This is a genomic window from Pontibacter sp. MBLB2868, assembly GCF_051904785.1.
Classification (GTDB): Bacteria; Bacteroidota; Bacteroidia; order Cytophagales; family Hymenobacteraceae; genus Pontibacter.
This window is the reverse complement of record NZ_CP196710.1, coordinates 1,598,138-1,623,694: the sequence shown is the minus strand read 5'-3', so window position 1 is coordinate 1,623,694 and position 25,557 is coordinate 1,598,138. Positions and strand designations below refer to the sequence as shown.

The following is a 25,557-nucleotide window of genomic DNA, read 5'->3' as shown; positions in this document are numbered from 1 at the left end:
ATATTTGCGTGTAGATTAATAGACAATGTTCAGGAGTATATGATGAAAAAGCTAGTGATAATCGGGATGATGTGCCTGGGTTTTGTGAGTGCAAAAGCGCAGGATGATAAGCTAACCAATCTGATGAATGAGCGGGAGCAACTCGTGATGGAGTACCAGTACTATAACAAGCAGAATAGTAATTTCTGGGGTAAAAAATCTAAAAGTGACCTGCTCCAGATCATCGGAACATTAAAGAAGATCATCAACACCGACTCGGAATTGATCGCGGCCGTAAAAGAAGCTACGATCAGGCAAATGGCTGTAACTACAGTTGATAGCCAGCGAGAGGGCAAAATAGTGCGCGAAGACCAGCGAATAATAGATTCCAGGATCAGCGATTTACAGAGTCAGATAAAAATGCTGCAGGTGCAGCTAAAGAAAAAAGAGCGGGAGGTGGCAGATCTTAACATTCAGGTACAGGAATCATCTGACTTGCGGTATGGTAAAGATCAGGTGATTGCAATTATAGCTGGTGTGGCATTTCTGCTGTTACTCTATGCTGTGTTCTTACAGGTGCGATTAAACAAGGCGCTCGCAACCGGCCGGAAAAAGAAGAAAGTATAACCCAGCCTCCTTTTTAAACATACATGAGTGAGATTTTATTAGAACTGAGGCAGGTACAGGAACTCCTTAAAATAGAACAGGAAGAGGATCGCCAGCAATACAAAATTAAGAGCCTGAAAAGCACTATTGCCGAACGTAAAGCAATGGGATTTTGCTGGTATCCTGTCACGATTACAAAAGAAGAATTAGGCTTTGGGAACAAGGTGGTTCTGGAACTTGAACGAACAAAGGACCGGGATGAATTACACCTGTTTCAAACCGGCAAAGCTGCCTCTCTTTTCACAAACAACGGAGAGAGGCTGAGCCTGAATGGAGTTATTGTTGGATTAAAACGCAACAAAGTACTTCTGGCCACTAACAAAGAAGACCTTCCTGACTGGATAGACGAAGGCCGCCTTGGTATTGACCTGACTTTCGACGAAATGAGCTATCGTGAAATGGAGATAGCCATGAAAAAGGTAATTGACGCCTATAAAACACGTCTGGCAGAGTTACGGGATATACTGTTAGGTGATGCGGCCCCTCGCTTTACTGATGAGAAAATGGCTCCTATACCTTCTTTGAACCCTTCTCAGAACGAGGCGGTAACCAAGATCATTCAGGCAAAAGATGTTGCTATAATTCATGGTCCGCCGGGTACTGGTAAAACAACTACCCTTGTACAAGCTATTCTCAAATCACTTGAAACACAAAAGCTGTTACTAGTTACAGCGCCCTCAAACACTGCTGTTGACCTGCTTACTGAAAAGCTGGCGAATGAAGGTGTTAACGTTATTCGGATAGGGAATCCGTCCAGGGTATCGGATGTGCTGTTGGAGCACACATTAGATGCTCAGATCATGAACCACCGGTCTTATAAAAACCTGAAGGATTACCGGAAAACAGCCGCTGAGTATAAACGGCTCGCCTTCCAGTACAAGCGTAACTTTGGGCATGAAGAAAGGGCGCAACGGCAGTTTTACAAAGCAGAAAGCCGGCGCCTGCTCGATGAGGCAGATCGTGTGGAAGAATATATAACCGAGGATCTGCTAAACAACGTGGAAGTAATTACCTGTACCCTAGTAGGTGCTGCAAATAAAGCGATACGGCACCTGGAGTACGACACGGTGTTTATAGATGAGGCCGCACAAGCGCTGGAGCCTGCCTGCTGGATCCCGATCACGAGGGCAAAGCGGGTTGTATTGGCAGGAGACCACTGCCAGCTCCCTCCTACTGTTAAGTCGTTTGAAGCAGAAAAGGGCGGACTGATCAAAACGCTTTTTGAAAAGTGTATCGAACGACAACCAGGACTGGCGGTGATGCTAAAAACGCAGTACCGTATGCACCACCACATCATGGAGTTTTCTAACCAGCAGTTCTATCACGGTGAACTGATGGCGCATGAAAGTGTACACAGCAGTGATCTGCATGAGTTTATGCCGCATTTTCCGGCTGGCTTTGCTGTTGAGTTTGTTGATACGGCAGGTTGCGGTTATTATGAGGAAGATTCTCCGGAAAGGCAGAGCTCAGCCAATCCTGACGAAGCCAATTTATTACTTAACCACCTAACTCACTTGTTAAAGGACTACTCGCATGCTGACGAGGAAGTGGAGCACCTTCAGATTGGAGTTATATCGCCTTACAGGGCCCAGATCAATTACCTGGAGGACAGGATTGAGCATATACCGCAACTCCATGAGCTGCGACAGCTACGCCATTTGTCAGTTGGTACGGTGGATAGTTTCCAGGGGCAGGAGCGCGATATCATTTACATCAGCATGACGCGCAGCAATGAACAGGGTGAGATCGGTTTTCTGGCTGACATCCGTCGCATGAATGTGGCAATGACCCGCGCTAAGAAAAAGCTGGTGATCGTGGGTGATAGTGCCACCCTTAGCCAGCATCCTTTCTACGCTAGCTTCCTATCTTACGTAGAAAGTATACATGCCTATCGAAGTGCCTGGGAACTATCCGAACTGATGCCTTAAAGTGTAGGAAAAGCCCGGCCTGATTAGATGAAGGCTTTTATTTTTCTTACCTTTAATACTTGTGAAAATTTAAACTCTAAACGATGAAAATAGAGAGCAACAAAGTGGTTACGCTCACCTACGAGCTACGTATTACAGACGAGAACGGGGAGCAGAACCTGGTAGAGACCGCGAATGAAGAGCATCCGATGGTTTTTATTTATGGCATGAGCGGATTGCCAGAGCAGTTCGAAGACAGCCTGGCTGGTAAAAGTGAAGGTGATACTTTTGACTTTAAACTTAAGCCTGAAGAAGGCTATGGCGATATTAATCCTGACGCGGTAGTTGATCTTCCTAAGAACGTATTTGAAATTGAAGGAAGTATACCTGATAACATGCTGGAAGAGGGTAACTTTATACCGATGGCTGACAGCGAAGGAAACCAATTGCAGGGCCGTGTGCTTGCTGTGAAAGATGATAGCGTGACCATGGATTTTAATCACCCTTTAGCTGGCAAAGAGTTGAGCTTTAAAGGTAAGGTTGAAAATATAAGAGAAGCCACTCAGGAAGAAATTGCCCACGGCCATGTACATGGCGAGGGTGGTATACAACATTAAGTTACGCAACTTATATTTTACCATAAAGGGGAGCATCAGTAATGGTGCTCCCCTTTATGGTTTTATAGCAGCTTGTTTTTAAATATCTAATATATATTACTCTATACTATTCGGCATATAATGCATCAAAGGGTGTGTTTGAAGAATCTTATTCAGATGATCCCAGTAATCAAACCACCCTATTCATAGTCTCGGTCTGTTATTTCATGAAAGGGGATTATAACAAAGCATGGAAATACTACAGTGAATGTAAAACACGTGCTATTTAAAACAGAAAAATAAAATAGGAGTTACAGAGAACCAGGAATAATCAGCAATACCTTATTGCCTAAAATTGAAAGAGCCACTTCACAATTTGTAAAGTGGCTCTTTGATCTTACAGCTTCTGGAGTAGGATCAAAAATTTAAAATAAATTTCTTCTAATTCCATCCGCCACCTAATGCCTGATAAATATTTACCCAGGCATTCATTTGTTGCACTTTAGTTTCAATAAGCTCAAATTTTGATTCAAGCGCATCACGTTGCGTCAACAAAACTTCCATATAATCAGCTCTTGCTGATTTGAAGAGTTCATTTGAAATATCAATTGACTGGGTAAGCGCCTGCACCTGCTTCTCTTTAAGGTCATAACTCTTTTCCAGGTTATTGATCTTCGATAACTGGTTAGCTACTTCAACATAAGCGTTTAGAACTGTGCGCTCATAACTATAAACGGCCTGTAACTGCTTCGCGTTAGCACTGTAATACGTTGCTTTTATCGCGTTTCTGTTGATCAGTGGAGCAGCTATATCTCCAGCCAGTGTATACAACAACGACTCCGGAGTTTTTATAAGAAACGACGGGTCAAAGGCCTGGAAACCTACCCCTGCAGTAATGCCTAAAGAAGGGTAGAAATTTGCTTTGGCTACCTTAACATCCAGCTTAGATGCCGCCAGTTCCAGTTCGGCCTGCTTTACATCAGGGCGGTTTTCAAGCAACTGGGTTGGAATACCGGCAGAAATAGTACCTGGTACCAAGCTACTAAATGCCTGAGCATCCCTTGCAATCGGCTGCGGGTATCTACCAGCCAGGAAGTTGATCCTGTTTTCGGTTTCTGTTATCTTTTGCTGAATGTCGTACTGAAGGCTCTTGGAGTGAAGCAGCTCCGCTTCAAATTTACGAACCGCCAGTTCTGTAACCCGGGTGGCTTCTTTCTGTGCCTTTACTATTTCAAGGGCATTGGTCTGAAGCGCAATGTTCTGTCTTACGATAGCCAGCTGATTATCCAGTGCCAGTAATTCGTAATAAGAATTTGCCATCTCGGCCACCAGGTTTGTAACCATGAAGTTCTTCCCTTCCACAGTAGACAGGTAGCGTAGTACTGCCGCTTTTTTGGCATTACGCAGTTTATGCCATACGTCCACTTCCCAGGTAGCGAAAGCCCCTACCATAAAATCTGTTAATGGCTCTGGCATTTCTCTTTCGCCTTCTATGTTGGTGGTAGCCTCCATGGCGCCAATGTTTGTGTAACGCGCTACTTTGTCAACGCCAGTTGCCCCTCTCAGTCCAACAGAAGGTAAATACTCCCCTTTTCTTGCTCTTACTTCATTTTGAGCAATCTGTATTTCCTGTAAAGTTATGTTCAGCTCCTGGTTGTTCTGCAGTGCCGTATCGATCAAGGCACTCAAATGTGGGTCTGTAAAATAATCCTGCCACCTGAGTTTTGCCGTGTTGGTGGTATCCTGCGAGTTATTATAACTCGCAGGTACCATTGGGTTGGCAGATTTTTGAACGACAGTTGGCAAACTACATGCCGTAAAGGTTAAGGATACAAAAGCTACCCCTACCCATTTTGTTATTCTTCTCTTATACATGTTCTTCAGTTTCTTCAATGAGTTCAAAACTGTCACTGGTATAGGCATAATCTTCAGTTAACGGGGTTTCATGTTCATCCCTGATCAAATGACGACCGTCTGCCATTTTAGCAAATATGTAGTACAATCCTGGGATGATAACAACACCGAAAATCGTTCCGAACAGCATACCTCCAAGGGCAGAAGCACCAATCGTCTGGTTTCCGATAGCTCCTGCGCCAGTGGCAACGATCAACGGAATCAAACCGGCAACAAAGGCAAACGAGGTCATCAGGATAGGACGGAAACGAACCCTTGCACCTTCAATGGCAGCTTCCAGGATGGTGGCTCCCTGCAGGCGTTTCTGGACCGCAAACTCAACGATCAGAACGGCATTCTTACCTAATAGACCGACGAGCATGATCATACCCACCTGGGCATAGATGTTGTTCTCCAGTCCCATCAGCTTCAGCAGCAAAAATGAGCCAAAAATACCAATCGGCAGCGATAGTACCACTGCAAAAGGAATGATAAAGCTCTCATACTGGGCAGCCAACACGAAGTAAACGAACAACAAAACAACCAGGAACACATAAAGTGATTCATTTCCCCTGATGGATTCATCATAAGAAAGGCCTTCCCAGGCAATGTCATACCCTTTTGGTAATGTATTCGCAGCAACTTCCTTTACAGCTTGTATGGCATCTGCCGTGGTATATCCTTTTGCCGGAAGCCCCTGGATGGCTGCTGAGTTGTACAGGTTGAAACGGGTAACTTCGTTAGGTCCCTGTGTCTTCCTCAGCTTCATAAAAGCAGAATATGGTACCATTTCCCCGGCTTCATTTTTAACTGAAAGGTTTAATATATCAGATGGAAGCCTTCTGTATTTAGGATCAGACTGCACATATACCTTAAAGAACTGGTTAAACTTGATAAATCCTTGTTCATAGGTACTACCTATCAGGATATTCAGGTTTTCCATCGCTTTGCCGATAGATACCCCTTTCTGCATGGCCAGATTATTATCAATTTCCAGTTCATACTGCGGATAATTGGCTGCGAAGAAGGTAAATAAGCCTGTGAGCTCTTTCCGCTTGCCAAGGTTATCCATGAACTCCTTATTGATCTTATCAAACTCGTGGTAGTCGGTATCAGAGTTTTTATCCAGCAAACGCATAGAGAAACCTCCTGAAGAACCAAATCCAGGGATTGCTGGTGGTTCAAAGAATTCGACAACCGCGCCCAGGCCTTTTGATTTCTCTTCCAGCTCTTCCATGATCTCTTTCACAGTATGATCACGCTCAGACCAGCTTTTCAGGTTGATCAAACAAGTACCTGCATTAGATCCTCGTCCTTCCGTCATGATCTCGTATCCCGCCAGTGAAGACACCGATTCCACACCTTCAATTCCCTCGCAGATCTTCTGAAGTTTTTGAGATACCTGGTTGGTTGTTTCAAGAGTAGAACCCGGAGGTGTCTGAACAATGGCATAAATAGTACCCTGGTCTTCATTCGGAATAAATCCTGATGGCAGGACTTTGTTTTCGAAGAATATACCCACACAAAATGCTGCAAGTATTCCCCACGTAAGCAATCTTCTGCTTGCAATGGACCTTAGCAAGCCAACATATCTTCCGGTAAGTTTTTCAAACCCGCTGTTAAAACCGTCAAGTGCTTTGGTTAGCGGGTTTCTCTTCTTTTGTTTACCATGGTTATTCTTCAACAACATGGCACACAGTACCGGGGTAAGTGTAAGTGCAATCAGGGCCGAAATTACAATGGAGCTAGCCATAGTAATGGAGAACTGACGGTAGAAAATACCCACCGGGCCAGTCATGAACAGTAACGGAATGAATACCGCTGTCATTACAAGTGTGATGGCAATGATAGCACCACCAATTTCACGAAGTACTTCTACAGTAGCCCTGTAAGGTGAAAGGTTTGTCTCTTCCATCTTGGCGTGGACTGCCTCCACCACAACGATAGCATTATCCACCACAATACCAATGGCCAGTACAAGTGCAAACAAAGTGATCAGGTTGATGGAAAGCCCGAAGAGCTGAATGACGAAAAACGTACCTATCAGTGACACCGGAACAGCAAGGATCGGAATTAGTGTAGATCTCCAGTCTCCCAGGAAGATGAAAACAACCAGGGCAACCAGTATAAACGCGTCTCTTAAAGTATGAAGCACCTGCTCTATGGATGCGTCCAGGAACTGTGAAACGTCGTAGCTGATCTTGTAGTCCATTCCCGGAGGGAAAGTGGCTTTCATTTCCTCCAGTTGGCTCTTTACATCGGCAATTACATCACTGGCATTACTACCATAGTTCTGTTTTAATACAATGGCTGCTGAAGGATTACCGTTCAGATTAGAGTAGATGTCAAAGAATTCGCTACCCAGTTCTACCGTGGCTATGTCTTTCATGCGTATACTTTCACCTTCTGCATTGGCCCGTATAATAATGCCTTCATACTCCTCAGGCTTGTTGTATCGGCCTTTGTAAGTAAGTACATATTCGAGCGACTGAGCGGCTATACCGGAACTTTGCCCTATCCTGCCGGGGCGGCCGATAATACTTTGTTCCGCTAAGGCATCCATTACGTCCTCTACAGATATTTTATAGGCCCGCATACGGTCAGGGTTTAACCAAACACGCATGGCGTATCTACGGCTACCTAAAATCTGCGCCCTGGCTACACCTTTGATCCGCTGTATTTCAGGGATCATTTTAACGGTGGCGTAGTTGAACAGGAACTTCTCATCCATGCTCTTTTCCTTAGAGTAGAGGTTGACATACATCAACATACTTGGCTGGATGGGAGTGATCACAACACCTTCCCGCTGCACCAATTCTGGCAGGAGCGGCATTACCTGGTCTACCCTTGTTTTCACCCTGATTACGGCATCGTTCGGGTCAGTTCCAGGTTCAAAAATAATCCTGAGCGTGGCCTCACCGGCACTTGTAGCATCAGAAGCTATATAACGCATTCCCTCCACACCGTTAATAGCCTGTTCGAGGGTAATGAGAGTGGAGTTAACCAATACATCAGCACTTGCACCCGGATAGGCAATAAAAATATTGACTGTGGTAGGTGCAATGTCGGGGAACTGGGAAATAGGCAGCTTCTTGATAGCCAAGCCACCTATAAAGAGGATCACGACCGATATTACAATAGCGAATACGGGTCTATGTATAAATTTACTAAACATGTCTTATACGTTTGGGGATAAGGAACTACTCCGCATATAACTCTAACTGAGTTATCATTTTGCCTGGCTCAACGAATTTTGAGCGTATCTTTTCGTTTTCACGTACCAATCGTAAGCCTTCCAGAAGTATTCTGTCATTTTGAGCCAGACCATTCTGCACGACATAAATGTGCGGCAATTCAGCGCCAATGGTGATCTCCCTCGATTTTAACACATTGTGTTTATCCACCACATACACATACTTTTTATCAAGTACTTCAAAGGTGGCCTTCTGTGGGATAAGCAGTGCATTTTTGAGCGGAACACTCATTTGAATGTTACCTGTTTCGCCATGCCTTAAAAGCCCGTCCGGATTCGGAAATGTAGCCCTGAAAGGAATGTTACCTGTTTCGTTATTGAAGTCGGCTTCTATGGTCTCAACCACACCAGGATATTTAAACAACTGGTTGTTAGCCATTAACAGGTTTACTTTGGTTTTTTCATCCTGTCCTTCCTTGGTCTTATAATCCAGGTATTCCGCCTCTGGCACGTTGTAGTATACCCACATTTTACTGTTGTCTGACAGTTCTGTAAGTAGTTCACCTTCATCTACCAGGCTACCCAGACGCACATGGAAACGGTCGATGATACCATCAAACGGCGCTCTGATCTCAGTGAATTGCAGGTGAACTTTTGCCAGGGCTACTTCTGCTTTTGCCTTATCCAGGGTAGCTTTTGCGAGTGCCAGTTCATTTGGAGATACTATATTTCTATCTGCAAGCGACTTTGTGTTCTGGTATTCGATCTGAGCATAATTGGCTTCAGATTGTGCTTTTTGCAGTTCGGCCTCATATAAATTGGGCATGATCTGAAATAACAATTGCCCTTTTTTTACATGCTGTCCTTCATCTACAAAGATTTTTTCCAGGTAGCCTTTTTCCTGCGCTCTAACTTCAATGTGTCGTATGGACTGGATCTGACTTACGTAATTTTCCGTAATAGTCGTGTCCATTTTAACAGGGCTGGTAACCAGAAATTCGGTTTCAGCTTCCTTTTTTTCTTCTCCTTTTGTTGAGGTACAGCTTGTATGGCACAACATGGCACACACGCCCCCGAGCATGAGAATTCTCTTCATGATGATTTAAAAATTAAAACGATTAGTTTTTGTTAATGAATTATGAAAGGTCGTGTATAAGAAAATACACGTGCGCATCCGCAATAGCTCCTGCTATAGGGTGATGGGCATACAAATTTTGACGTGGTAATACAGGCAATGTTAATTTACCTGCTTAAGAAAGTATATCAGATCCGGAAAACCTGTAGTACGATATGCCTTCTGTAAGATGAGAAATGATAAAAAAACTCTGAAAGGGAGAAGCCTTTGAGTATATACCGAAACAGAAATCCGGCAATGAAGGCATAAAATAGCGCAGTAATGCTCTTATTGCTCTCTAGAAACTTCTTAAAAGCAACTAATTCATCTTCCTCTATCTCGAATTTTGCAGGAACAATGCTTTTGTGATTTTGCTTTGTTGTGCCGGATGAGGAATCAGAGATGAGTGAAGGCTGAGTTGTTTGAGATGAGGCAATCTGAATAATATCTTCCCCCAATGGTGTGTTCGAAAGGGAATGGAAAGTGAGTCCCTTGTCTGTATGTGCATATAGCTGACTATACGCACTTAACAAGATAACACTAAGTAGAAGAAGATATTTTAGGGTAGCCTTTATCATCTGGGGGACAAAACTACATCAAGATACTTATCAAGGCAAGCAGCAAAAATCAAATATAAGTCCAAACATCAATAAAGTATAATTTTAGTCTTATATCAAAACACAGTTAAGTTGTTGATAAGCAAATAGATGAGTGATTTATAATTTGAAAAGACTAACTAAAAAAATTGTTAAAATAAATTAACTGAAGGTGAAATTAACCACTTACAGAAGGTATTGAGGCGTATTAAAAGAGGTTTTTAGGTTCTTTTAGCAGCTTTGCCTAACCACCTCCACATAGTCTATCAGTTCCGGGAAAAAGGCCTCAAAATCAGCTGCATAAAGGTCATAATTTTCTTTTAACTCAACTGCGGCTGTTTCCATGCCCGATGTAAAACTGGCCCGGCGGCTCATCCCTGTGAGAGCTCTGTGTATCCCCTCAATTTGTGCATATCCGGTTAACCAATCATGCTCCCTCATATGCGTAAAAGTATATTGCATTCGTTCTGGCAGTATGTCATAATACTTCTGAACCAAGGCGTAAACCCGTTGCGTGTACGTCTCTAATGGCTCTGTGCTATACTTTTCAAAGCGGCTGGCCAGGAAATGGTCGTAGTACATATCCGCAATTACCGGGGCAAACTTCCTGTACCTCGGGCGAAGCCTGGCCTTAGTCTCCCCTACTATCCGGTGTGTGTCGGTGTAAGTATCGATAAGACGGTGCAGGCGAATGCCCTGGGCAACTGCCGGTGTATATAATTCCACCTTTTTGCCTTTAACAGAATCTGCTATAAAGTTGCCGAGAAGTAGTTCCGGATCATCACCGGACAAGAAAGCATGGGCCAAAAAATTCACGTATAGGGGCTTATGGTCAATTCACAAGTATAAACAATTCGGAATAGCATCTGTTCCAAAAGTGTAAGCTGTAGCTTAGGGCAGGAACCCTACAACGCTGCACCCCGTAATCAAAACCACAGAAACAAAGCGTAAAACTATGAATAACAACCAAACATCACAGGAAAACCTGCATAAACTGATTGATATGATAAAGGATATCGACATTGCCATGATGACAACCATGGAGCGTGACGGTAGCCTTAGAAGCAGGCCAATGCGTACCCAAAAAACAAACCCTGACGGTATCTTATGGTTTTTCACAGGATATGAGTCCGGTAAGTCGCATGAGATCTCTGAAAACGACTCTCATGTGAATTTAAGTTATTCAAAACCGGATGATGAGCTATACGTTTCCGTGTCAGGAAGAGCTAGTCTTACCAGGGACAAACAAAAAATTGATGAACTATGGAGTCCTACGCTGAAGGCATGGTTTCCTGAAGGGAAAGACGACCCAAATGTTGCTTTGATCAAAGTGAAAATTGATAAAGCAGAATATTGGGACGCTCCAAACAGTACTTTGATCCAGTTATACGGAATGGCAAAAGCAGCCTTAACCGGTGAAAGTGCAAAGACTGGAGATAATAAAAAGATAAACCTGTAGCACTAGTGCACTTAGCTGTGAAAGCAGAGTACGCAAATGTGTTGAGGAATAGAATTACAAAAACACCTGCTATTGGTTAAAGCCTTGCAGGTGTTTTTGCTTTTAATTGTATATCTTTAATCTGTAACAAGACTTGATTTTGCAACACTCAGAACCTACAGCAGCCAAGCTTACAACTCTTACTTTGTTTGGAATACGGAAAGGAAGTTTGCGCTGGGGACTTGCACAAATGGGAACATCCGTGCCCCACCTGAAAAATATAGAAGGGCTCCTTTTTTATAAATTACTTGGAAGCGGACACGGAAAGGGTTTCAGTATTCGACCTAATTTCTGGCGCTATGGACTCATTTGCACCTGGGAGAATGAAGCCGCTGCTGACAGGTTCCTGCAGCAGTCAGAGCTGATGCAGCAATACAGGCAACACACAACAGAAATCTGGACAGTTAAACTATTAGCCTGGCAAGCACATGGCCAATGGGATAAACAGGAGCCTTTTACTCCTACTCTATCTGATAAGTATGCTGGCGGACCAATAGCCGTATTAACAAGGGCTAGTATAAACTGGAAGTCCCTGCCAAATTTCTGGCGGTTTGTGCCGAAATCAAGCAAAGCACTGGAGCATGCAGCTGGACTATTATGTTCTATTGGTTTAGGAGAACTGCCACTAATCAGGCAGGCTACCTTTAGCGTTTGGGAATCAGCGGAGGCAATGAAAAATTATGCCTATAAACATGCCGCGCATCAGGAGGTGATCCGGAGGACAAGAGCGGAAAACTGGTATAATGAAGAGCTGTTTGCACGTTTTAAACCGGTTAGTAGCATTGGTCTCTGGAATGGGAAAGATCCACTGGAGCATATTTTAGCAGAAAAAATTGTGTAGGTACCGGCGATATTTTGGTAACTGGGGAAGTGACTACAGTAAAATTCAAATCCGATATCGTTACCTTTTCATTCTGCCAATAATATCTTCTAAAAGATCAACCTGAATCTGTTGTATCTCAATCAAACGTTGGTTCTGATGCGAAATGATGTGGTTAAGTTTTTCGTGAAGTAAGCGTATTTCAAGCTCAGCCTTTAGATTTACCTGGTAATCGTATTCGGAGCGTTTCCTGTCTTTAGCCTCTTTGCGGTTTTGGCTCATCATAATGATAGGTGCCTGGATAGCAGCCAGGCAGGACAGGATCAGGTTCAGGAGTATAAAGGGATATGGGTCAAATGGTTTTCCTGCAATGAGGTACACGTTTACCATCATCCACAGTAGTATAAAGGAGAAAAAGAACAGTATAAAGGTCCAGCTGCCACCAAATTCTGCGATCTTATCGGACAATCTCTGCCCGAACGTCAGGTTTTCAGTGATCTCTTCTTCAACATTGGACGACAAAAGCTCCTGCTTGCTGATACTCTGTATCACCTCCTCCTCCAGGCTTGAGAGTTCGCCAAGTTCATGCACCAGCAACTGCTCCAGGTACTTGTTACGGTATCTGTTCAGGACCTCAAGGGATACATAATGCTTCTCTTCCAGGTCTGGATAATCGGCTTTGATAAGATCCAGGATGCTGGTACGAATACTGGATACCGGTACCAGTAAATTATAAGGCAAATGCTTCTTTGTGATATAGCAAACGCCTGTGCTCCTGCTGTGGTACTTCATAAAGTATGTGCTTGAGTCCCTTTTATGCCTTACGCATACTTAAGGCTTCAGGCACATGAACTTACAGAAGATATTACTCGCCTTGTGACTGCTCCTTATCCGGTGCTACCTGCTGCAATACCCGTTCCAAATGAGCTTTCATGCCATCAAATGGGCGGTAGCCGCGGCTGATGAGGTGTATGCTGGTGCCGTTTAAAAGATAAAGACTCGGAAACGCGGTGGCTTGTAAATGATGTGCAATAGTAAAATCCTGCTGCGTCTTCTCCTTCATTTCCTCAGAATTGAATTTGTTCAGAAAGTCATCTTCTTCTACCCCAAACTGATAAGCTATACTTGCCAGCATTTCAGACCTGGTCACATCGTTATTTTTTGCATAAAATGCGCTTTGTACAGCTTCTGCCATCTCCATTTCCTTCTCTGGGTTCAGGTAACGCATGGTAACAACAGCACGACAGGCAGGTTCGGTATCGTACACAAAATCTTCTCTATCAAAGAAGCTGTAATCAAAAGGCTGCTCCGTGATCTTTTCAACATCCTGCCAATGGTGCTTGATGGTTTCCTTCATTTGTGGCTCCAATGCCTTCTCGGTACCCGGTCGTAAACCTCCCATTACCATTTTAAACTGTATCGTTCCCTCCTTTTCTTCAACAAGACGCTTTATGACTGGTGCAAATCCATAACACCACGAACACATAGGGTCCATTACATAGATCAGGTGGATTATATCAAGTAGGTCGTGTTTTTCTGTCATGGCAGGTAATAATTGTTTTTTGCTGGTAATTGATCTCTTTATATACAGGCTATAATTCGCCGGCCCCTTATATCATTATACGAGGGCATAAATTTAACATCATTTTATGTTCTGGGATAAAAAAATAATTTCAGGTCCCTGATAGCGCCCATTCTTACAATAAATCTTTTCCCTTAAAACATGTATACATCAGTTCAGCAAGAGCAACAGATAAGCCTTAAATGTCATCTTAACTTCCATTAAAATCAAGTAGCCATTCAACAATTAACATTTATGAAGTATCTTAGCAGTTTAACTATGAATCAGCGAATAACAGCATAACACATGTCAGAGTACAATTTTATTCAGATCGAAAAGAAATGGCAGCGCTTCTGGGAAGAGAACCACACTTTTAAAGCTACTGCTAAAAGCGAAAAGCCAAAGTATTATGCCCTGGATATGTTTCCTTATCCTTCTGGTGCAGGTCTGCACGTAGGGCACCCGCTCGGGTATATTGCCTCTGATATTGTAAGCCGTTATAAACGGCTGAAAGGCTTTAATGTGTTGCACCCTATGGGCTTTGATGCCTTTGGATTACCTGCAGAGCAATATGCGATTCAAACGGGCCAACATCCAGCCATCACTACTGAGCAGAATATAAAGCGCTATGTAGAGCAGCTCAAGAATCTTGGGTTTTCTTTTGACTGGGAACGTGAAGTTCGTACTTCTGAACCAAGCTATTACAAGTGGACGCAGTGGATCTTTATGCAGTTGTTTAACAGCTATTATAACTATAACACAGATAAAGCCGCGCCGATACAGGAACTTGTAGAAGCATTTGAGCAGGATGGAAATGTGAACGTGAACGCTGCCTGCGACGAAGACACACCCGATTTCTCTGCTGCTGAATGGAAACGGATGAGCGAACAGCAGCAAGCTGAAGTGTTGTTGAAGTATAGGCTGACCTATGTAGCTGAAGCTGTCGTGAACTGGTGCCCTGCCATGGGAACGGTACTCGCCAACGACGAAGTTGTTGGTGGTGTGTCTGAGCGTGGTGGATACCCGGTGGAACGCAAGAAAATGCGTCAGTGGATGATGCGCATCACAGCTTATGCTGAGCGTTTGCTGCAAGGCCTGGAGCAAATAGACTGGCCGGAGCCTGTAAAAGAAATGCAACGCAACTGGATCGGTAAATCTGTTGGTGCAGAGCTTGACTTTTCAGTGGAAGGTATCTCTGATATGATCAAAGTTTTCACAACACGTATCGATACGATCTTCGGAGCCTCTTTTGTAGTGCTGGCGCCAGAGCATGAGTTAGTAGAGCAGATAACCACGGATGAGCAGCGCGGGCAAGTGCAGGACTATGTGACTGTGGCCAAGAACCGTTCGGAGCGTGAGCGCATGACAGATGTAAAAACTGTGAGCGGCGTGTTTACCGGAGCCTATGCCATCAACCCTATCTCCAATGAACGCGTGCCGATCTGGATAGCAGATTATGTGCTTGCCGGTTATGGTACAGGCGCAGTGATGGCTGTACCTGGCCACGATTCGCGCGACTACGCTTTCGCAAAGCATTTCAACCTCCCAATCAAACAAGTTGTTGAGGGTGGTAATATTGATGAAGAGGCGTATGCCGGCAAAGAAGGCAAGATCATTAACTCAGGTTTTCTGAATGGCCTTGAAGTGAAGGAAGCCATTAAAGCAGGTATTGCAAGAGCAGAAGAGTTAGGCGTTGGCAAAGGCAGAACGCAGTATCGTATGCGCGACGCAGTTTTCAGCCGCCAGCGTTATTGGGGAGAGCCTGTGCCTGTTTATTTCAAAGATGGCGTTCCGCACCTGATCAAAGAAGAAGAATTGCCGCTGGAGCTTCCAAAAATCGATGCTTACCTGCCAACAGAAACAGGTGAGCCGCCTCTTGGCCGTGCCGTGGACTGGAAGTATGAAAACCAGTATGAGTATGAACTAAGCACGATGCCGGGTTGGGCTGGCAGCAGCTGGTACTGGTATCGCTACATGGACCCTCAAAATGATGCGGCATTTGCTGATAAGGATGTGGTGGAATACTGGCGCAATGTTGACCTGTATATTGGCGGCTCTGAGCATGCCACAGGCCACCTGCTGTACTCCCGCTTCTGGAACAAGTTCATGTTTGACCTTGACCTTGTAGTGGAGCAAGAGCCATTTAAAAAGCTCATCAACCAAGGTATGATTCAGGGGCGATCGAACTTTGTGTATCGGTATAAAAAGTCTGATAAATTAAAACCTATATATTACTCTTTAAACAAAGCAATAGAACAAGCAAGATCAGAACACTATGCTTTAGGTGCAGTGGCAATTACTAATGAAGATGCATCTAATCTTATCACTGAAGGAAAATTTTCATTTGATATTTTGGAAGAATATTTCTCTAAACTTCATGTAGATGTGAATATTGTAGAGAATGATGTACTTGACCTGGAAGCCTTTAAAAACTGGAGACCTGAGAATGCAGACGCTGAATTCATTCTGGAAGATGGTAAGTACATAGTTGGCGTAGAGATTGAAAAAATGTCTAAGTCAAAATACAATGTAGTAAACCCTGATGACATCGTAGATCGCCAGGGCGCTGATACGTTGCGTATGTATGAAATGTTCCTGGGGCCGCTGGAGCAGTTCAAACCATGGAATACTAACGGAATGGACGGTGTACATAAGTTCCTCAAAAAATTCTGGAGACTCTTTCATGACAATGATGGAAATTTTGCAGTTTCTGAAGATGCACCTACAGCTGAAGAGCTGAAAACGCTTCATAAAACAATTAAAAAAGTGGAAGAAGACGTGGAGCGCTTCTCGTTTAACACATCTGTTTCTACCTTCATGATCTGTGTGAACGAACTGACACAGCTTAAGACAAACAAGCGCGCTATTCTGGAGCCTCTCACAGTCATCCTCTCACCTTACGCACCGCACATTACGGAGGAGCTATGGGAGAAATTAGGCCACAAGGATAGCATCAGCTATGCCAAATTCCCGCAATGGAAAGAGGAATACCTGGTAGAGAGTACCTTTGAATATCCGGTGTCTGTAAATGGCAAGACCCGTGCAAAAATGGCATTTGCTCTTGATACGCCGCGTGAGGACATAGAAAAAGCTGTAGTGAATGATGAGCAGGTGAATAAGTTTTTTGACGGAAAGGCACCAAAGAAAATTATTATAGTGCCAAACAAAATCATAAACGTAGTAGTATAATTACCTCCATCTTACCAATTAACTTTTAGCAAAGCCGCTTAAGCCCCAAACTTAGCGGCTTTGTTTTTTGTACAGAGGTTCAAAAAAATAGGTGATAAAAGATATAACTCTTTTATCACCTATTACAGTAATCTTTAGGTTAGTTTTGAGGTTTTTTATCTGGAAAGTGTAGAGTTTTTATGCATTCAATTGTTCTGTAGCTAATATTCTTTCTTCAACTGTTTTTATTGATCCGCGAACTTTAAAAAGAAGTTCAACCAGTGTTGCCGCTTCCTCTTCTGTAAGCCCTTGCAGCATTTCATCCAGTTCATGCAACGAACTATCAATGTTACTGATAAGCTGATGCCCTTTGGTAGATATAACAATGTTTACCAGGCGCTTGTCAGATTTATTTTGTGTTACATCCACAAGTCCTTTCGCGTTTAACCTGCTAACCAACCGTGAGGCATCTGACATTTTATCCAGCATTTTTTCGCGGAGAAAAGAAGTGGAAACAGGTTTTGGAAACTGATCGCGTAAAATGCGAAGCGCATTGTACTGCTGACCTGTCATGTTAAATTTCTTGAAAAAGCTTTCATACCCATTACTCAAGAAACCATATGTGTACAAGATACTGACGCTGGCTTTCTGCCATTCATTCCGGAATACACTCAGTCCGATTTCGTTTTCTAGAATCATTTTTAATAAGGTGAGTTTCTCAATAATAGTAATAATAAATGAGTTTTCAGAAAGTTAGTTTCACTTTTTTACTGCAAACCGAATTTTCATTGCTTAAACATTTATAAAATTTAAGATACCTACACGTTATGTTATACAGGTGCAGTTGAGATACTTCACAACTTTAAAAATCAATAAAAAAAGCCACCTTTAGAGGTGGCTTTTTTTATGATAACAGGGAAAGCAATGAAAGTTTCAATTTCTAGATCAAACCTATTTCCTTTTGCAGGCTTTTCTTCAATTTGGCTCCTACTAATTGGTAAGAGTTGTCGATCCAATCCCTTATCAGGCTATCGGGTAAACCGGCATCAGGTAATACATTATTCCAGTGAACCTTACTCATATGCGAAGCTGTGCCTACCTGCGTATATTGTTCTCTTAGCTCGATAGCTTTTTCAGGGTCGCATTTTACTGCGATACCTTTTGTAAATTCAGAAAGGCTGCATAGGGCAAACATTTTGCCACATACTTTAAACACGAGTGTATCGTCATCAAAAGGAAGCTCCTCTGTAACTCCAGCTTTCGCAATACAATGATCTCTGAACTCTTCTATATTCACTTTGGAAAATTTTACCAGTGCTTAATAATAAAATACACGATGGCCATCAGAAACATGAGCATCGATATCTTATTGATCGTATGCATGGCTCTCAAATTGAAAGATGTTTTGCGATTTGGGTCTTTTTTACGGAAAAAGTAGTTGGCTACTTCTTTAAAATCAAACAATCCCTTCATGTTAAATCAAAAATATATTATCAAATTGAGACGCCTTATAGTAGGTTCTCATGTCTCTTTTGTAACAGCTAAAGGTACAAAAAGATTTATATTAAGCCGATTTATAACATTTTTACCACTTAAACATATCTTAGTTAACATACATACTTCCCTAACTGTAGTTTAGTTAGTATGTATAAAATGAATGAAGAGATAATAAAACACAAAACGGTAGTAAGTAACATTCCTACAGCTGGATGAATGAAATTATGTGAAATGCCTAATCGCACAATCAATACGTTCTCAATCACAAGCTGATGTATTAAGAAAATTCCAAAGCTAAACTTACTTAACATCCTTAAAAGCGCTATAGCATTAGCTGGAATAGATGCAGTCAGTCTATTGAACAAGATCCATATACCAACTGCTTTCAGAAAAATGTGTGTGGTACTGCTCTGATAAAAGAAATCCTGAAACTCTCCTGTTTTATCTGACAAAAAATAAGTGCCAAATAAGGTAATAACAAATCCAGAAACGACTAATAGCAAGCCAAAATAAATATTATTCTGCCACCAGGTTTTGCTGCCTGATGTTAAGCAATACCCAAATACAATGTACTGTAAGTAAATTAAATAATTTATAATTGTATTGACTAACTGAACATCAGATGGTAGTAGTTTCAGTACAAAGGTGGTTATGCAGATCAGAAGGAGTATCTGGTTGACAGAGGGTTGAAAATACTTTACCAAAATCCTTAACAACGGCATCAGCGTGTATACCAGAAGAATAAAATACACATACCAGAAATAATATGTGCTACCATGGAGAAGACTGTAAACGTAATCCTCAAGCTCTATCTCTTTAAGCTTATTTTTTGCAATAAGAAACACAAAAGTCCAGAATAGAAGGGGGAAACAGATCCGTAAAATTCTATTTCTTAAACCTTAATCCATTGGCTTTGGGAAGTAGCAGTACCCCTGTAAGCATCAGGAACAAAGGAATGCCAGACCTGAAAAGGGATTCATATAAGTTACCCGCCCACCACGCAGTTTTGCCTGATGAATTGTAATTAGCGACAACTGGTGTAGCAACATGCACCGCTATAACAGAGAAAACAGCAAAAAGCCGTATAGCATCATAAGCTACAACATGGTTTAGAACAGAAGAAGTTAAAGGTGCCTCCTTTTTTACAAGCTGAGTGCGGATCATTCTATAAACCTAATCCTCCAGCAAAACCGGCTCAATCCATTTATCATCCTCCCGGATCAGTTCGATCAGTTCATCTACTGCCCTGTCGGCGGGAACAGATTTCTTGATCACATTTTGTCCCCGGTAAAGGGCGATCTTATCTTTTCCTACACCAACATATCCATAATCAGCATCGGCCATTTCTCCCGGCCCATTAACAATGCACCCCATGATGCCGATCTTAACTCCTTTCAGGTGATCAGTACGTTTGCGTATCATGGCTGTGGTTTCCTGCAAGTCGAATAAAGTGCGTCCGCAACTTGGGCAGCTGATATATTCTGTTTTACTCATGCGGGTACGCGCAGCCTGCAAAATGCCAAAACTGAGGCTATTGAATTTATCAATCTTTTCAAGCCAGTCAGCTTTATCCTGTTCTGGAAGCAGTTCTGTACTTAGCATTATACCATCACCAAGTCCATCAATCAACAGTCCCCCTACATCTGTGGCAGCATAAAGTTGCACCTGGTCTGCAGTTAGGTTACCGTATTCACGCTTGATTATACAAGGGTTTTTAACACCGTTGTTCATCAACCTGAAAAAACATTTCCGGAGTTCAGGCATGGCATGCTCGTTTGTGGTTTCTAATACCAGTACAGTAGTAGTATCATTTTTTAAGTGATCCATAAACGGCTCACTGATATCACCAAGGGTTGCAAGTACAAAATTGAGCTTCGGATGCTTCTCAACACCAGCGAGGTAAGATGCTGCCTGCAGCAATGGGTGCCTGTCTTCACGTTGTTCTGCGACCAGCCATGCTTTCTGGTTTACGATCTCCTTCAGCCCATTAGGCAGCATGAATTGTATTGGGTTGTCGCCGGTGTAAATAAAATCAGCCCCCAGGTCGTTCATATTGAACTTATCTAACAGCATGGAGTATAAATGCCCCACACTTTTAAGGTCAGCATACTTAATATCGGTTAAGCGGCTTAAGTCAGCAATGACACGTGGTACGTTTAAGCCTCCCAGGTTCTGTACTTCAATCGTTTCCCGACGATGGTACTGGAAAGGGTCAATCGGAACATTGCATATAGGCTTGATTGGCATGGCTTTTACAGCCCGTTCAGCATAGCGATCAATGAGGGCTTGTGCCACAGGAGCTTCCGCTTCAGGAGCTTCCGTTAAAGAAACCCGCACGGTATCACCCAAGCCGTCTTCCAGCAAAGTGCCTATACCGACAGCCGATTTGATACGGCCATCTTCAGCCTCACCGGCTTCGGTTACCCCAAGGTGCAGCGGGTAAGGTTGCAGTCCCTCCTCGTCCAGTTTTTGAACCAGCAAGCGGTAGGCCTGTACCATAACCTGGGTATTAGATGCCTTCATGGAGATGACGATATCGTAATAACCTTCGTCCTCACAAATACGCAGGAACTCCAGCGCACTTTCCACCATTCCCAGCGGCGTATCACCATAGCGGCTTAATATCCTGTCGGATAAAGAACCATGGTTTGTGCCGATACGCATAGCGGTGCCATGTTCTTTGCAAATACGAACCAAAGGCACAAAGCGCTCCCTGATGCGGTCCAGTTCTGCCTGGTACGAGGCATCATCATAGGTAATTACCTGGAATTTCTTTTTATCAGCATAATTGCCGGGGTTCACGCGCACTTTCTCTACGATCCGTGCAGCTACTTCCGCAGCATTTGGCGTGAAATGAATGTCTGCTATAAGAGGTACCTGATACCCCCGCTTGTGTAGTTCTTCCTTAATAAGTCGGAGGTTTTCTGCCTCCTTTATACTTGGCGCAGTAATGCGGATGTATTCACAACCTGCCTCGATCATGCGGATACATTGCTCCACCGATCCCTGGGTATCCATAGTGTCCACGGTTGTCATGGATTGCACCCTGATTGGGTTATCGCCGCCCAGAGGAATGCCGCCAATGTTTACCACGCGCGTTTTTCTGCGTTTATACTCAGTAAGGCTCGGGCAATATATTTTATTCATATGTAATTATGCGTCAGCTTGCTTCTTTAACTAAAGATCTGCCTTGTTTGTTCAAAGGCAAATTACGTAAAAATAGTAGCTTTATTTTAAACAGACATAAGTATAGCTGTTACAAAACCAAATTCATGTAACAGTTGAATGGTGTAAGCTGAATCGTGATACTAATTTTTAATAACTCAGTTAATCTTGATCATGATATTTATGCGCAATTTTCTTCCTGAAATTTCTGACATGAAATTTAAGCGACTGCAATGCGGGACGCAACTTCGGCAGAGGCAGATCAGCGAAGCTGTTTTGATCACCAAAGATTCTGTATTAGGATATATTAAGCGCCAGTTAGAGAAAGGAAATTGGCGGGAGGTAGAAGAGGTGGTAAAGGGAAAACCTATGACGAAAGCAGGTAAAGTTCTTGTAACTGAACTTCGCAGCAGAGTTGTTAGTAATCTTATGCTTCGCCTTGGCCTAAGACGTGTAGTGGCTGTTGGTGTTGCAATGCTTTTGATACCATTAATCCTGGCCAAAGTTGCAGGAAAAATAATGTACCGGACGAAATAGTCCTGACCTTTAAAGTAGAAAGCAGGCAACAAAACATGGGCAATACAGGAAGTACTGGCACTTACAGCTCTTAACTTCCTGTATTGCTGCTATAATTAACTAATTAATAAATTTTGGTAGGCTCTCTCTACTTTCGCGAAGTTAAAACTTGCCAGTACCTGCTGCATCTGCTCAGCAATTTCTGCCGTGCACAAATTCCCGATGCTGCCTTCATGAGTATGTTCAACGGCGGCAGGCGGCGTGAACGCACCTGATTCAATTTGCTCGCCAACAGATTTATAAGCATCCCTGAAAGGCATACCTTCCAGCACCAGCGCATTAACGGCATCCACACTAAATAGGTATTTATACTTATCCTCTTCCAGTATATTCTCCCGCACCTTTACTTCCTGGAGCATGTAGGTCATCATCTGGATACAGCTTTGTAACTCTGCAAATGCTGGGAATAGATTTTCCTTAAGCAACTGGAGATCGCGGTGATACCCGGAAGGCAGGTTGATCAGCAGCATTGAAATTTCAGTAGGCAGCGCCTGAAGTTTATTGCATTTCCCGCGAAGTAGTTCAAATACATCCGGATTCTTTTTATGAGGCATAATGCTGGATCCGGTTGTCAGGTGATCAGGCAAGGTTATAAAGCTGAAATTCTGGCTCATGTACAGGCAAAGGTCCATCGCCATTTTAGCCAGCGTCGCAGCTACTGAAGCTAAGCCTGTAGCTACAACTCTCTCAGACTTTCCGCGACCCATTTGAGCATAAACCACATTATAGTTCATGCTGTCAAAACCGAGCAACTCTGTAGTCATCTGGCGGTTAAGTGGGAAAGATGAACCATAGCCAGCGGCAGAACCCAGCGGATTTTTGTCTGCTATTTTATAAGCGGCCAAAAGTAGCTGCATATCATCCACAAGGCTTTCGGCATAAGCACCAAACCATAAGCCAAAAGAAGAAGGCATTGCTACCTGAAGGTGTGTATAGCCGGGTAGTAATACATTTTTATACTTCTCACTCTGACTTTGCAGCACTTCAAAAAGCGCTATAACCTCTTGCACCGTTTCTTTTAGCTGGTCCCGGAAGTATAATTTAAGGTCGAGCAGCACCTGGTCGTTACGGGAACGGCCACTGTGTATTTTCTTACCCGCTTCCCCTACCCTGCGCGTCAGTTCCAACTCCACCTGCGAGTGAATATCTTCCACTCCTGCTTCGATGGAAAACGCACCAGCCTCAATTCTGGAATATAACTGCTTTAGCTCTGCTTGCAGAATTTCCAGCTCCTGTTCAGATAGCAGGTCAATACTTTGCAGCATCTGTGCGTGTGCCAGAGAACCTAATACATCAAACCGCGCCAGTTGCATGTCCAGCTCCGCATCTTTCCCAACGGTAAATTTTTCTATCTCAGCTGCAACACTTATGTTCTTCTGCCAAAGTTTCATAACTCTAATTTGAATGAGTGATTGAAATAATTTGAATTGCCTGTTTCAGACACTCCCTGTATTAATTAATTATTACTTTTTCGAGTAATTTAATGTAAAGCGATATACCTTCTTCGATCTCATGCAGATAGATGTACTCGTCTGCCATATGGGACCGGCCGGAAAAGCCAGGCCCCATCTTGAGAGAAGGAACAGGTAAAAGCGCCTGATCGGAGGTGGTGGGAGAACCATACGTTTTCCTGCCCAGTTCTATCCCAGCCTGTACCAAAGGATGATGTTTAGGAATAGCGGAGGGTTTCAGGCGGGTAGACCGCGGAGTAACATCTGCTTTCACATGCTGCTTTATTACTTCTAAAACTTCTTCCATAGAATAAGCATCCGTCAGGCGTACATCAACAGTAAAATGGCACGTATCCGGCACTACATTATGCTGCGTACCTGCGTTTATCAGGGATACAGTCATCTTCACCGGCCCAAGGTGTTCCGATTCCTTCTCAAATCTATAGCTCTTGAACCACTCGATGTCCGGCAAAGCTGCGTAAATGGCATTTACGCCTTCCTCACGGGCTGCATGCCCTGCTTTTCCTTTGGCTACACAGTCGAGCACCAGTAGCCCTTTTTCAGCTATTGCCAGGTGCATTTCTGTAGGTTCTCCAACAATTGCCGCCGCTATGTTGCCTAATCTGGGCAGTATAAGTTCAATGCCGTTTCTACCTGATATTTCTTCCTCGGCGGTTGCTGCTAAAACAAGGTTATACTTCAGATCCTGCCGTTCGTAAAAATGCAGGAACGTTGCCATCAGAGACACCAGGCAACCGCCCGCATCATTGCTTCCAAGTCCAAAAAGCTTTCCTGATTCTATGGTTGCCGCAAAAGGATCACGGGTATAACCGGCATTCGGCTTTACAGTATCATGGTGCGAGTTTAGCAGCAGTGTCGGTTTTGCCTTATCATAATACCTGTTAAACGCCCAGATATTATTCAGCTCCTGGTGCACGGTTATTCCCTTCTTTTTCAGAAATTCGTTCAGAATAGCTGCGGTGCCGGCCTCCTCTTTGCTAAAAGATGGAGTGGCAATCAGCTTCTGAAGCAGCGCCAGGGCTTGTGTATATAATTCTTCCGGCATTAGCTCAGTGATAGTGTTGTGCCTGAAAACTCCCCTGCTCCGTTTATACTTTTAAGAGCTTCAGCTTCACCTATCAGCACCTGCTTTACGCCAAGTTTTAAAGCTGCAAATGCATTATCTAGTTTAGGGATCATGCCCGCATGTACTGCACCGGTCTCTTTTAAATAATTATACTTTTCAGGGTTTATTTGGGCGATGACAGATGTTTCATCTGCAGCATCTGACAAAACGCCCCGCTTCTCAAAACAGTACATCAGTTTCACAACCTGCTTACCGGCAAGGGCTGATGCGAGAACGGATGCGATCGTATCGGCATTAGTGTTTAGAATAGTCCCTTTGCCATTATGGGTAAGCGGTGCAAAGACAGGAGTAAGACCTGCTGCCAGTAGCGTTTCCAGCACCGGTACATTTATACTTTCAGTTCCTGCCACATCGCCTGCAAACCCATAATCCACTTTCCCCACAGGGCGTTTAACAGCCTTTATGCTATTCGCGTCAGCACCGGTCATACCTATGGCGTTACACCCCAGTTCCTGTAGTTGTGCCACTACCTGTTTGTTTACCAGGCCACCATATACCATCGTCACCAATTCCAGTGTTTCCGTGTCTGTAACGCGTCGGCCATCTACCATAACAGGTTCTATTCCAAGTCGCTGGCCAATGGCAGAGGCTATTTTACCTCCACCATGCACCAACAGCTTGGGACCCTGCAGCTGCGCAAAATCAACCAAAAAAGAACGCAGCCGGGCAGGATCATCCAATATATTTCCGCCAATTTTAACAAGTATCAAATCTTACTTCTTTAATATGA

22 protein-coding genes are annotated in these 25,557 nt (G+C 43.4%); 7 read left to right on the top strand and 15 right to left on the bottom strand.

The annotated features are described in order from the left end of the window. Window positions 1-39 precede the first annotated feature (39 nt). The 3 genes from ACSX1A_RS06945 (at window position 40) to ACSX1A_RS06935 (ending at window position 3,169) form a co-directional block, all read left to right on the top strand. Window positions 40-606: a hypothetical protein gene (locus ACSX1A_RS06945; protein ID WP_439882895.1), complete on the top strand. Its 567-nt coding sequence runs from the start codon at window positions 40-42 to the stop codon at window positions 604-606. A gap of 23 nt (window positions 607-629) precedes the next feature. Beyond that, window positions 630-2,573, top strand: coding sequence for an AAA domain-containing protein (locus tag ACSX1A_RS06940; RefSeq protein ID WP_439882894.1), 1,944 nt, complete (start codon window positions 630-632; stop codon window positions 2,571-2,573). Window positions 2,574-2,656: 83 nt separating this feature from the next. Next, window positions 2,657-3,169, top strand: a complete 513-nt coding sequence (locus tag ACSX1A_RS06935; RefSeq protein ID WP_439882893.1) for an FKBP-type peptidyl-prolyl cis-trans isomerase — start codon at window positions 2,657-2,659, stop codon at window positions 3,167-3,169. A 420-nt stretch (window positions 3,170-3,589) separates the two neighbouring features. Here the strand turns inward: ACSX1A_RS06935 and ACSX1A_RS06930 are convergent, their stop codons facing one another. From ACSX1A_RS06930 to ACSX1A_RS06915, 4 genes are all read right to left on the bottom strand, one after another. Next, complete coding sequence (locus ACSX1A_RS06930; RefSeq protein ID WP_439882892.1) at window positions 3,590-5,023, bottom strand: TolC family protein; 1,434 nt, start codon at window positions 5,021-5,023, stop codon at window positions 3,590-3,592. After that, the gene (locus tag ACSX1A_RS06925; protein WP_439882891.1) at window positions 5,016-8,216 is read right to left on the bottom strand and encodes an efflux RND transporter permease subunit; all 3,201 of its coding nucleotides are present in this window, start codon (window positions 8,214-8,216) and stop codon (window positions 5,016-5,018) included. Before ACSX1A_RS06925 ends, ACSX1A_RS06930 begins: the two co-directional genes overlap by 8 nt. Before the next feature lie 25 nt (window positions 8,217-8,241). After that, window positions 8,242-9,330, bottom strand: coding sequence for an efflux RND transporter periplasmic adaptor subunit (locus ACSX1A_RS06920; RefSeq protein ID WP_439882890.1), 1,089 nt, complete (start codon window positions 9,328-9,330; stop codon window positions 8,242-8,244). Between the two features lie 845 nt (window positions 9,331-10,175). Further along, window positions 10,176-10,760: an ACP phosphodiesterase gene (locus tag ACSX1A_RS06915; RefSeq protein WP_439882889.1), complete on the bottom strand. Its 585-nt coding sequence runs from the start codon at window positions 10,758-10,760 to the stop codon at window positions 10,176-10,178. 139 nt (window positions 10,761-10,899) lie between these two features. On the opposite strand from ACSX1A_RS06915, the gene ACSX1A_RS06910 reads away from it, so the two are divergent. Both ACSX1A_RS06910 and ACSX1A_RS06905 read left to right on the top strand, forming a co-directional pair. Further along, on the top strand, window positions 10,900-11,403 hold the full coding sequence (locus ACSX1A_RS06910; RefSeq protein ID WP_439882888.1) for a pyridoxamine 5'-phosphate oxidase family protein: 504 nt from the start codon (window positions 10,900-10,902) through the stop codon (window positions 11,401-11,403). A gap of 139 nt (window positions 11,404-11,542) precedes the next feature. Continuing rightward, window positions 11,543-12,283: a spheroidene monooxygenase gene (locus tag ACSX1A_RS06905; RefSeq protein ID WP_439882887.1), complete on the top strand. Its 741-nt coding sequence runs from the start codon at window positions 11,543-11,545 to the stop codon at window positions 12,281-12,283. Between the two features lie 60 nt (window positions 12,284-12,343). On the opposite strand, the gene ACSX1A_RS06900 is transcribed toward ACSX1A_RS06905, so the two are convergent. Both ACSX1A_RS06900 and ACSX1A_RS06895 read right to left on the bottom strand, forming a co-directional pair. Next, window positions 12,344-13,054 (bottom strand): DUF1003 domain-containing protein, encoded by a 711-nt coding sequence (locus ACSX1A_RS06900; RefSeq protein ID WP_439882886.1) that lies wholly within the window; start codon window positions 13,052-13,054, stop codon window positions 12,344-12,346. A 73-nt stretch (window positions 13,055-13,127) separates the two neighbouring features. Then, window positions 13,128-13,805, bottom strand: a complete 678-nt coding sequence (locus ACSX1A_RS06895; protein WP_439882885.1) for a DsbA family protein — start codon at window positions 13,803-13,805, stop codon at window positions 13,128-13,130. Between the two features lie 324 nt (window positions 13,806-14,129). Here ACSX1A_RS06895 and ACSX1A_RS06890 point away from each other — a divergent pair, with 324 nt between their 5' ends. After that, window positions 14,130-17,012: a leucine--tRNA ligase gene (locus ACSX1A_RS06890; RefSeq protein WP_439882884.1), complete on the top strand. Its 2,883-nt coding sequence runs from the start codon at window positions 14,130-14,132 to the stop codon at window positions 17,010-17,012. Between the two features lie 177 nt (window positions 17,013-17,189). On the opposite strand, the gene ACSX1A_RS06885 is transcribed toward ACSX1A_RS06890, so the two are convergent. The 6 genes from ACSX1A_RS06885 to ispG all read right to left on the bottom strand — a co-directional run bounded on the left by ACSX1A_RS06885 (window position 17,190) and on the right by ispG (window position 21,635). Continuing rightward, window positions 17,190-17,690, bottom strand: coding sequence for a MarR family winged helix-turn-helix transcriptional regulator (locus ACSX1A_RS06885; RefSeq protein WP_439882883.1), 501 nt, complete (start codon window positions 17,688-17,690; stop codon window positions 17,190-17,192). Between the two features lie 241 nt (window positions 17,691-17,931). Continuing rightward, a complete protein-coding gene (locus tag ACSX1A_RS06880; protein ID WP_439882882.1) occupies window positions 17,932-18,288 on the bottom strand; it encodes an MmcQ/YjbR family DNA-binding protein in 357 nt (118 codons plus the stop codon). Between the two features lie 11 nt (window positions 18,289-18,299). Continuing rightward, window positions 18,300-18,464 carry a DUF6728 family protein gene (locus tag ACSX1A_RS06875; RefSeq protein WP_439882881.1) on the bottom strand — a complete coding sequence of 55 codons (165 nt, stop codon included), beginning with the start codon at window positions 18,462-18,464 and terminating at the stop codon, window positions 18,300-18,302. 134 nt (window positions 18,465-18,598) lie between these two features. Next, window positions 18,599-19,333, bottom strand: coding sequence for an acyltransferase (locus ACSX1A_RS06870; protein WP_439882880.1), 735 nt, complete (start codon window positions 19,331-19,333; stop codon window positions 18,599-18,601). Window positions 19,334-19,373: 40 nt separating this feature from the next. Beyond that, complete coding sequence (locus ACSX1A_RS06865; protein WP_439882879.1) at window positions 19,374-19,652, bottom strand: acyltransferase family protein; 279 nt, start codon at window positions 19,650-19,652, stop codon at window positions 19,374-19,376. A 9-nt stretch (window positions 19,653-19,661) separates the two neighbouring features. Next, a complete protein-coding gene (gene ispG, locus ACSX1A_RS06860; RefSeq protein ID WP_439882878.1) occupies window positions 19,662-21,635 on the bottom strand; it encodes a (E)-4-hydroxy-3-methylbut-2-enyl-diphosphate synthase in 1,974 nt (657 codons plus the stop codon). A 231-nt stretch (window positions 21,636-21,866) separates the two neighbouring features. Here ispG and ACSX1A_RS06855 point away from each other — a divergent pair, with 231 nt between their 5' ends. Next, window positions 21,867-22,190, top strand: a complete 324-nt coding sequence (locus tag ACSX1A_RS06855; RefSeq protein WP_439882877.1) for a hypothetical protein — start codon at window positions 21,867-21,869, stop codon at window positions 22,188-22,190. A 95-nt stretch (window positions 22,191-22,285) separates the two neighbouring features. Here the strand turns inward: ACSX1A_RS06855 and argH are convergent, their stop codons facing one another. The 3 genes from argH to argB form a co-directional block, all read right to left on the bottom strand. Continuing rightward, the gene (argH, locus tag ACSX1A_RS06850) at window positions 22,286-23,620 is read right to left on the bottom strand and encodes an argininosuccinate lyase (RefSeq protein WP_439882876.1); all 1,335 of its coding nucleotides are present in this window, start codon (window positions 23,618-23,620) and stop codon (window positions 22,286-22,288) included. A gap of 61 nt (window positions 23,621-23,681) precedes the next feature. After that, window positions 23,682-24,746, bottom strand: a complete 1,065-nt coding sequence (locus tag ACSX1A_RS06845) for a M20 family metallo-hydrolase (RefSeq protein WP_439882875.1) — start codon at window positions 24,744-24,746, stop codon at window positions 23,682-23,684. Beyond that, window positions 24,746-25,537, bottom strand: a complete 792-nt coding sequence (gene argB, locus ACSX1A_RS06840; RefSeq protein ID WP_439882874.1) for an acetylglutamate kinase — start codon at window positions 25,535-25,537, stop codon at window positions 24,746-24,748. Before argB ends, ACSX1A_RS06845 begins: the two co-directional genes overlap by 1 nt. Window positions 25,538-25,557 lie beyond the last annotated feature (20 nt).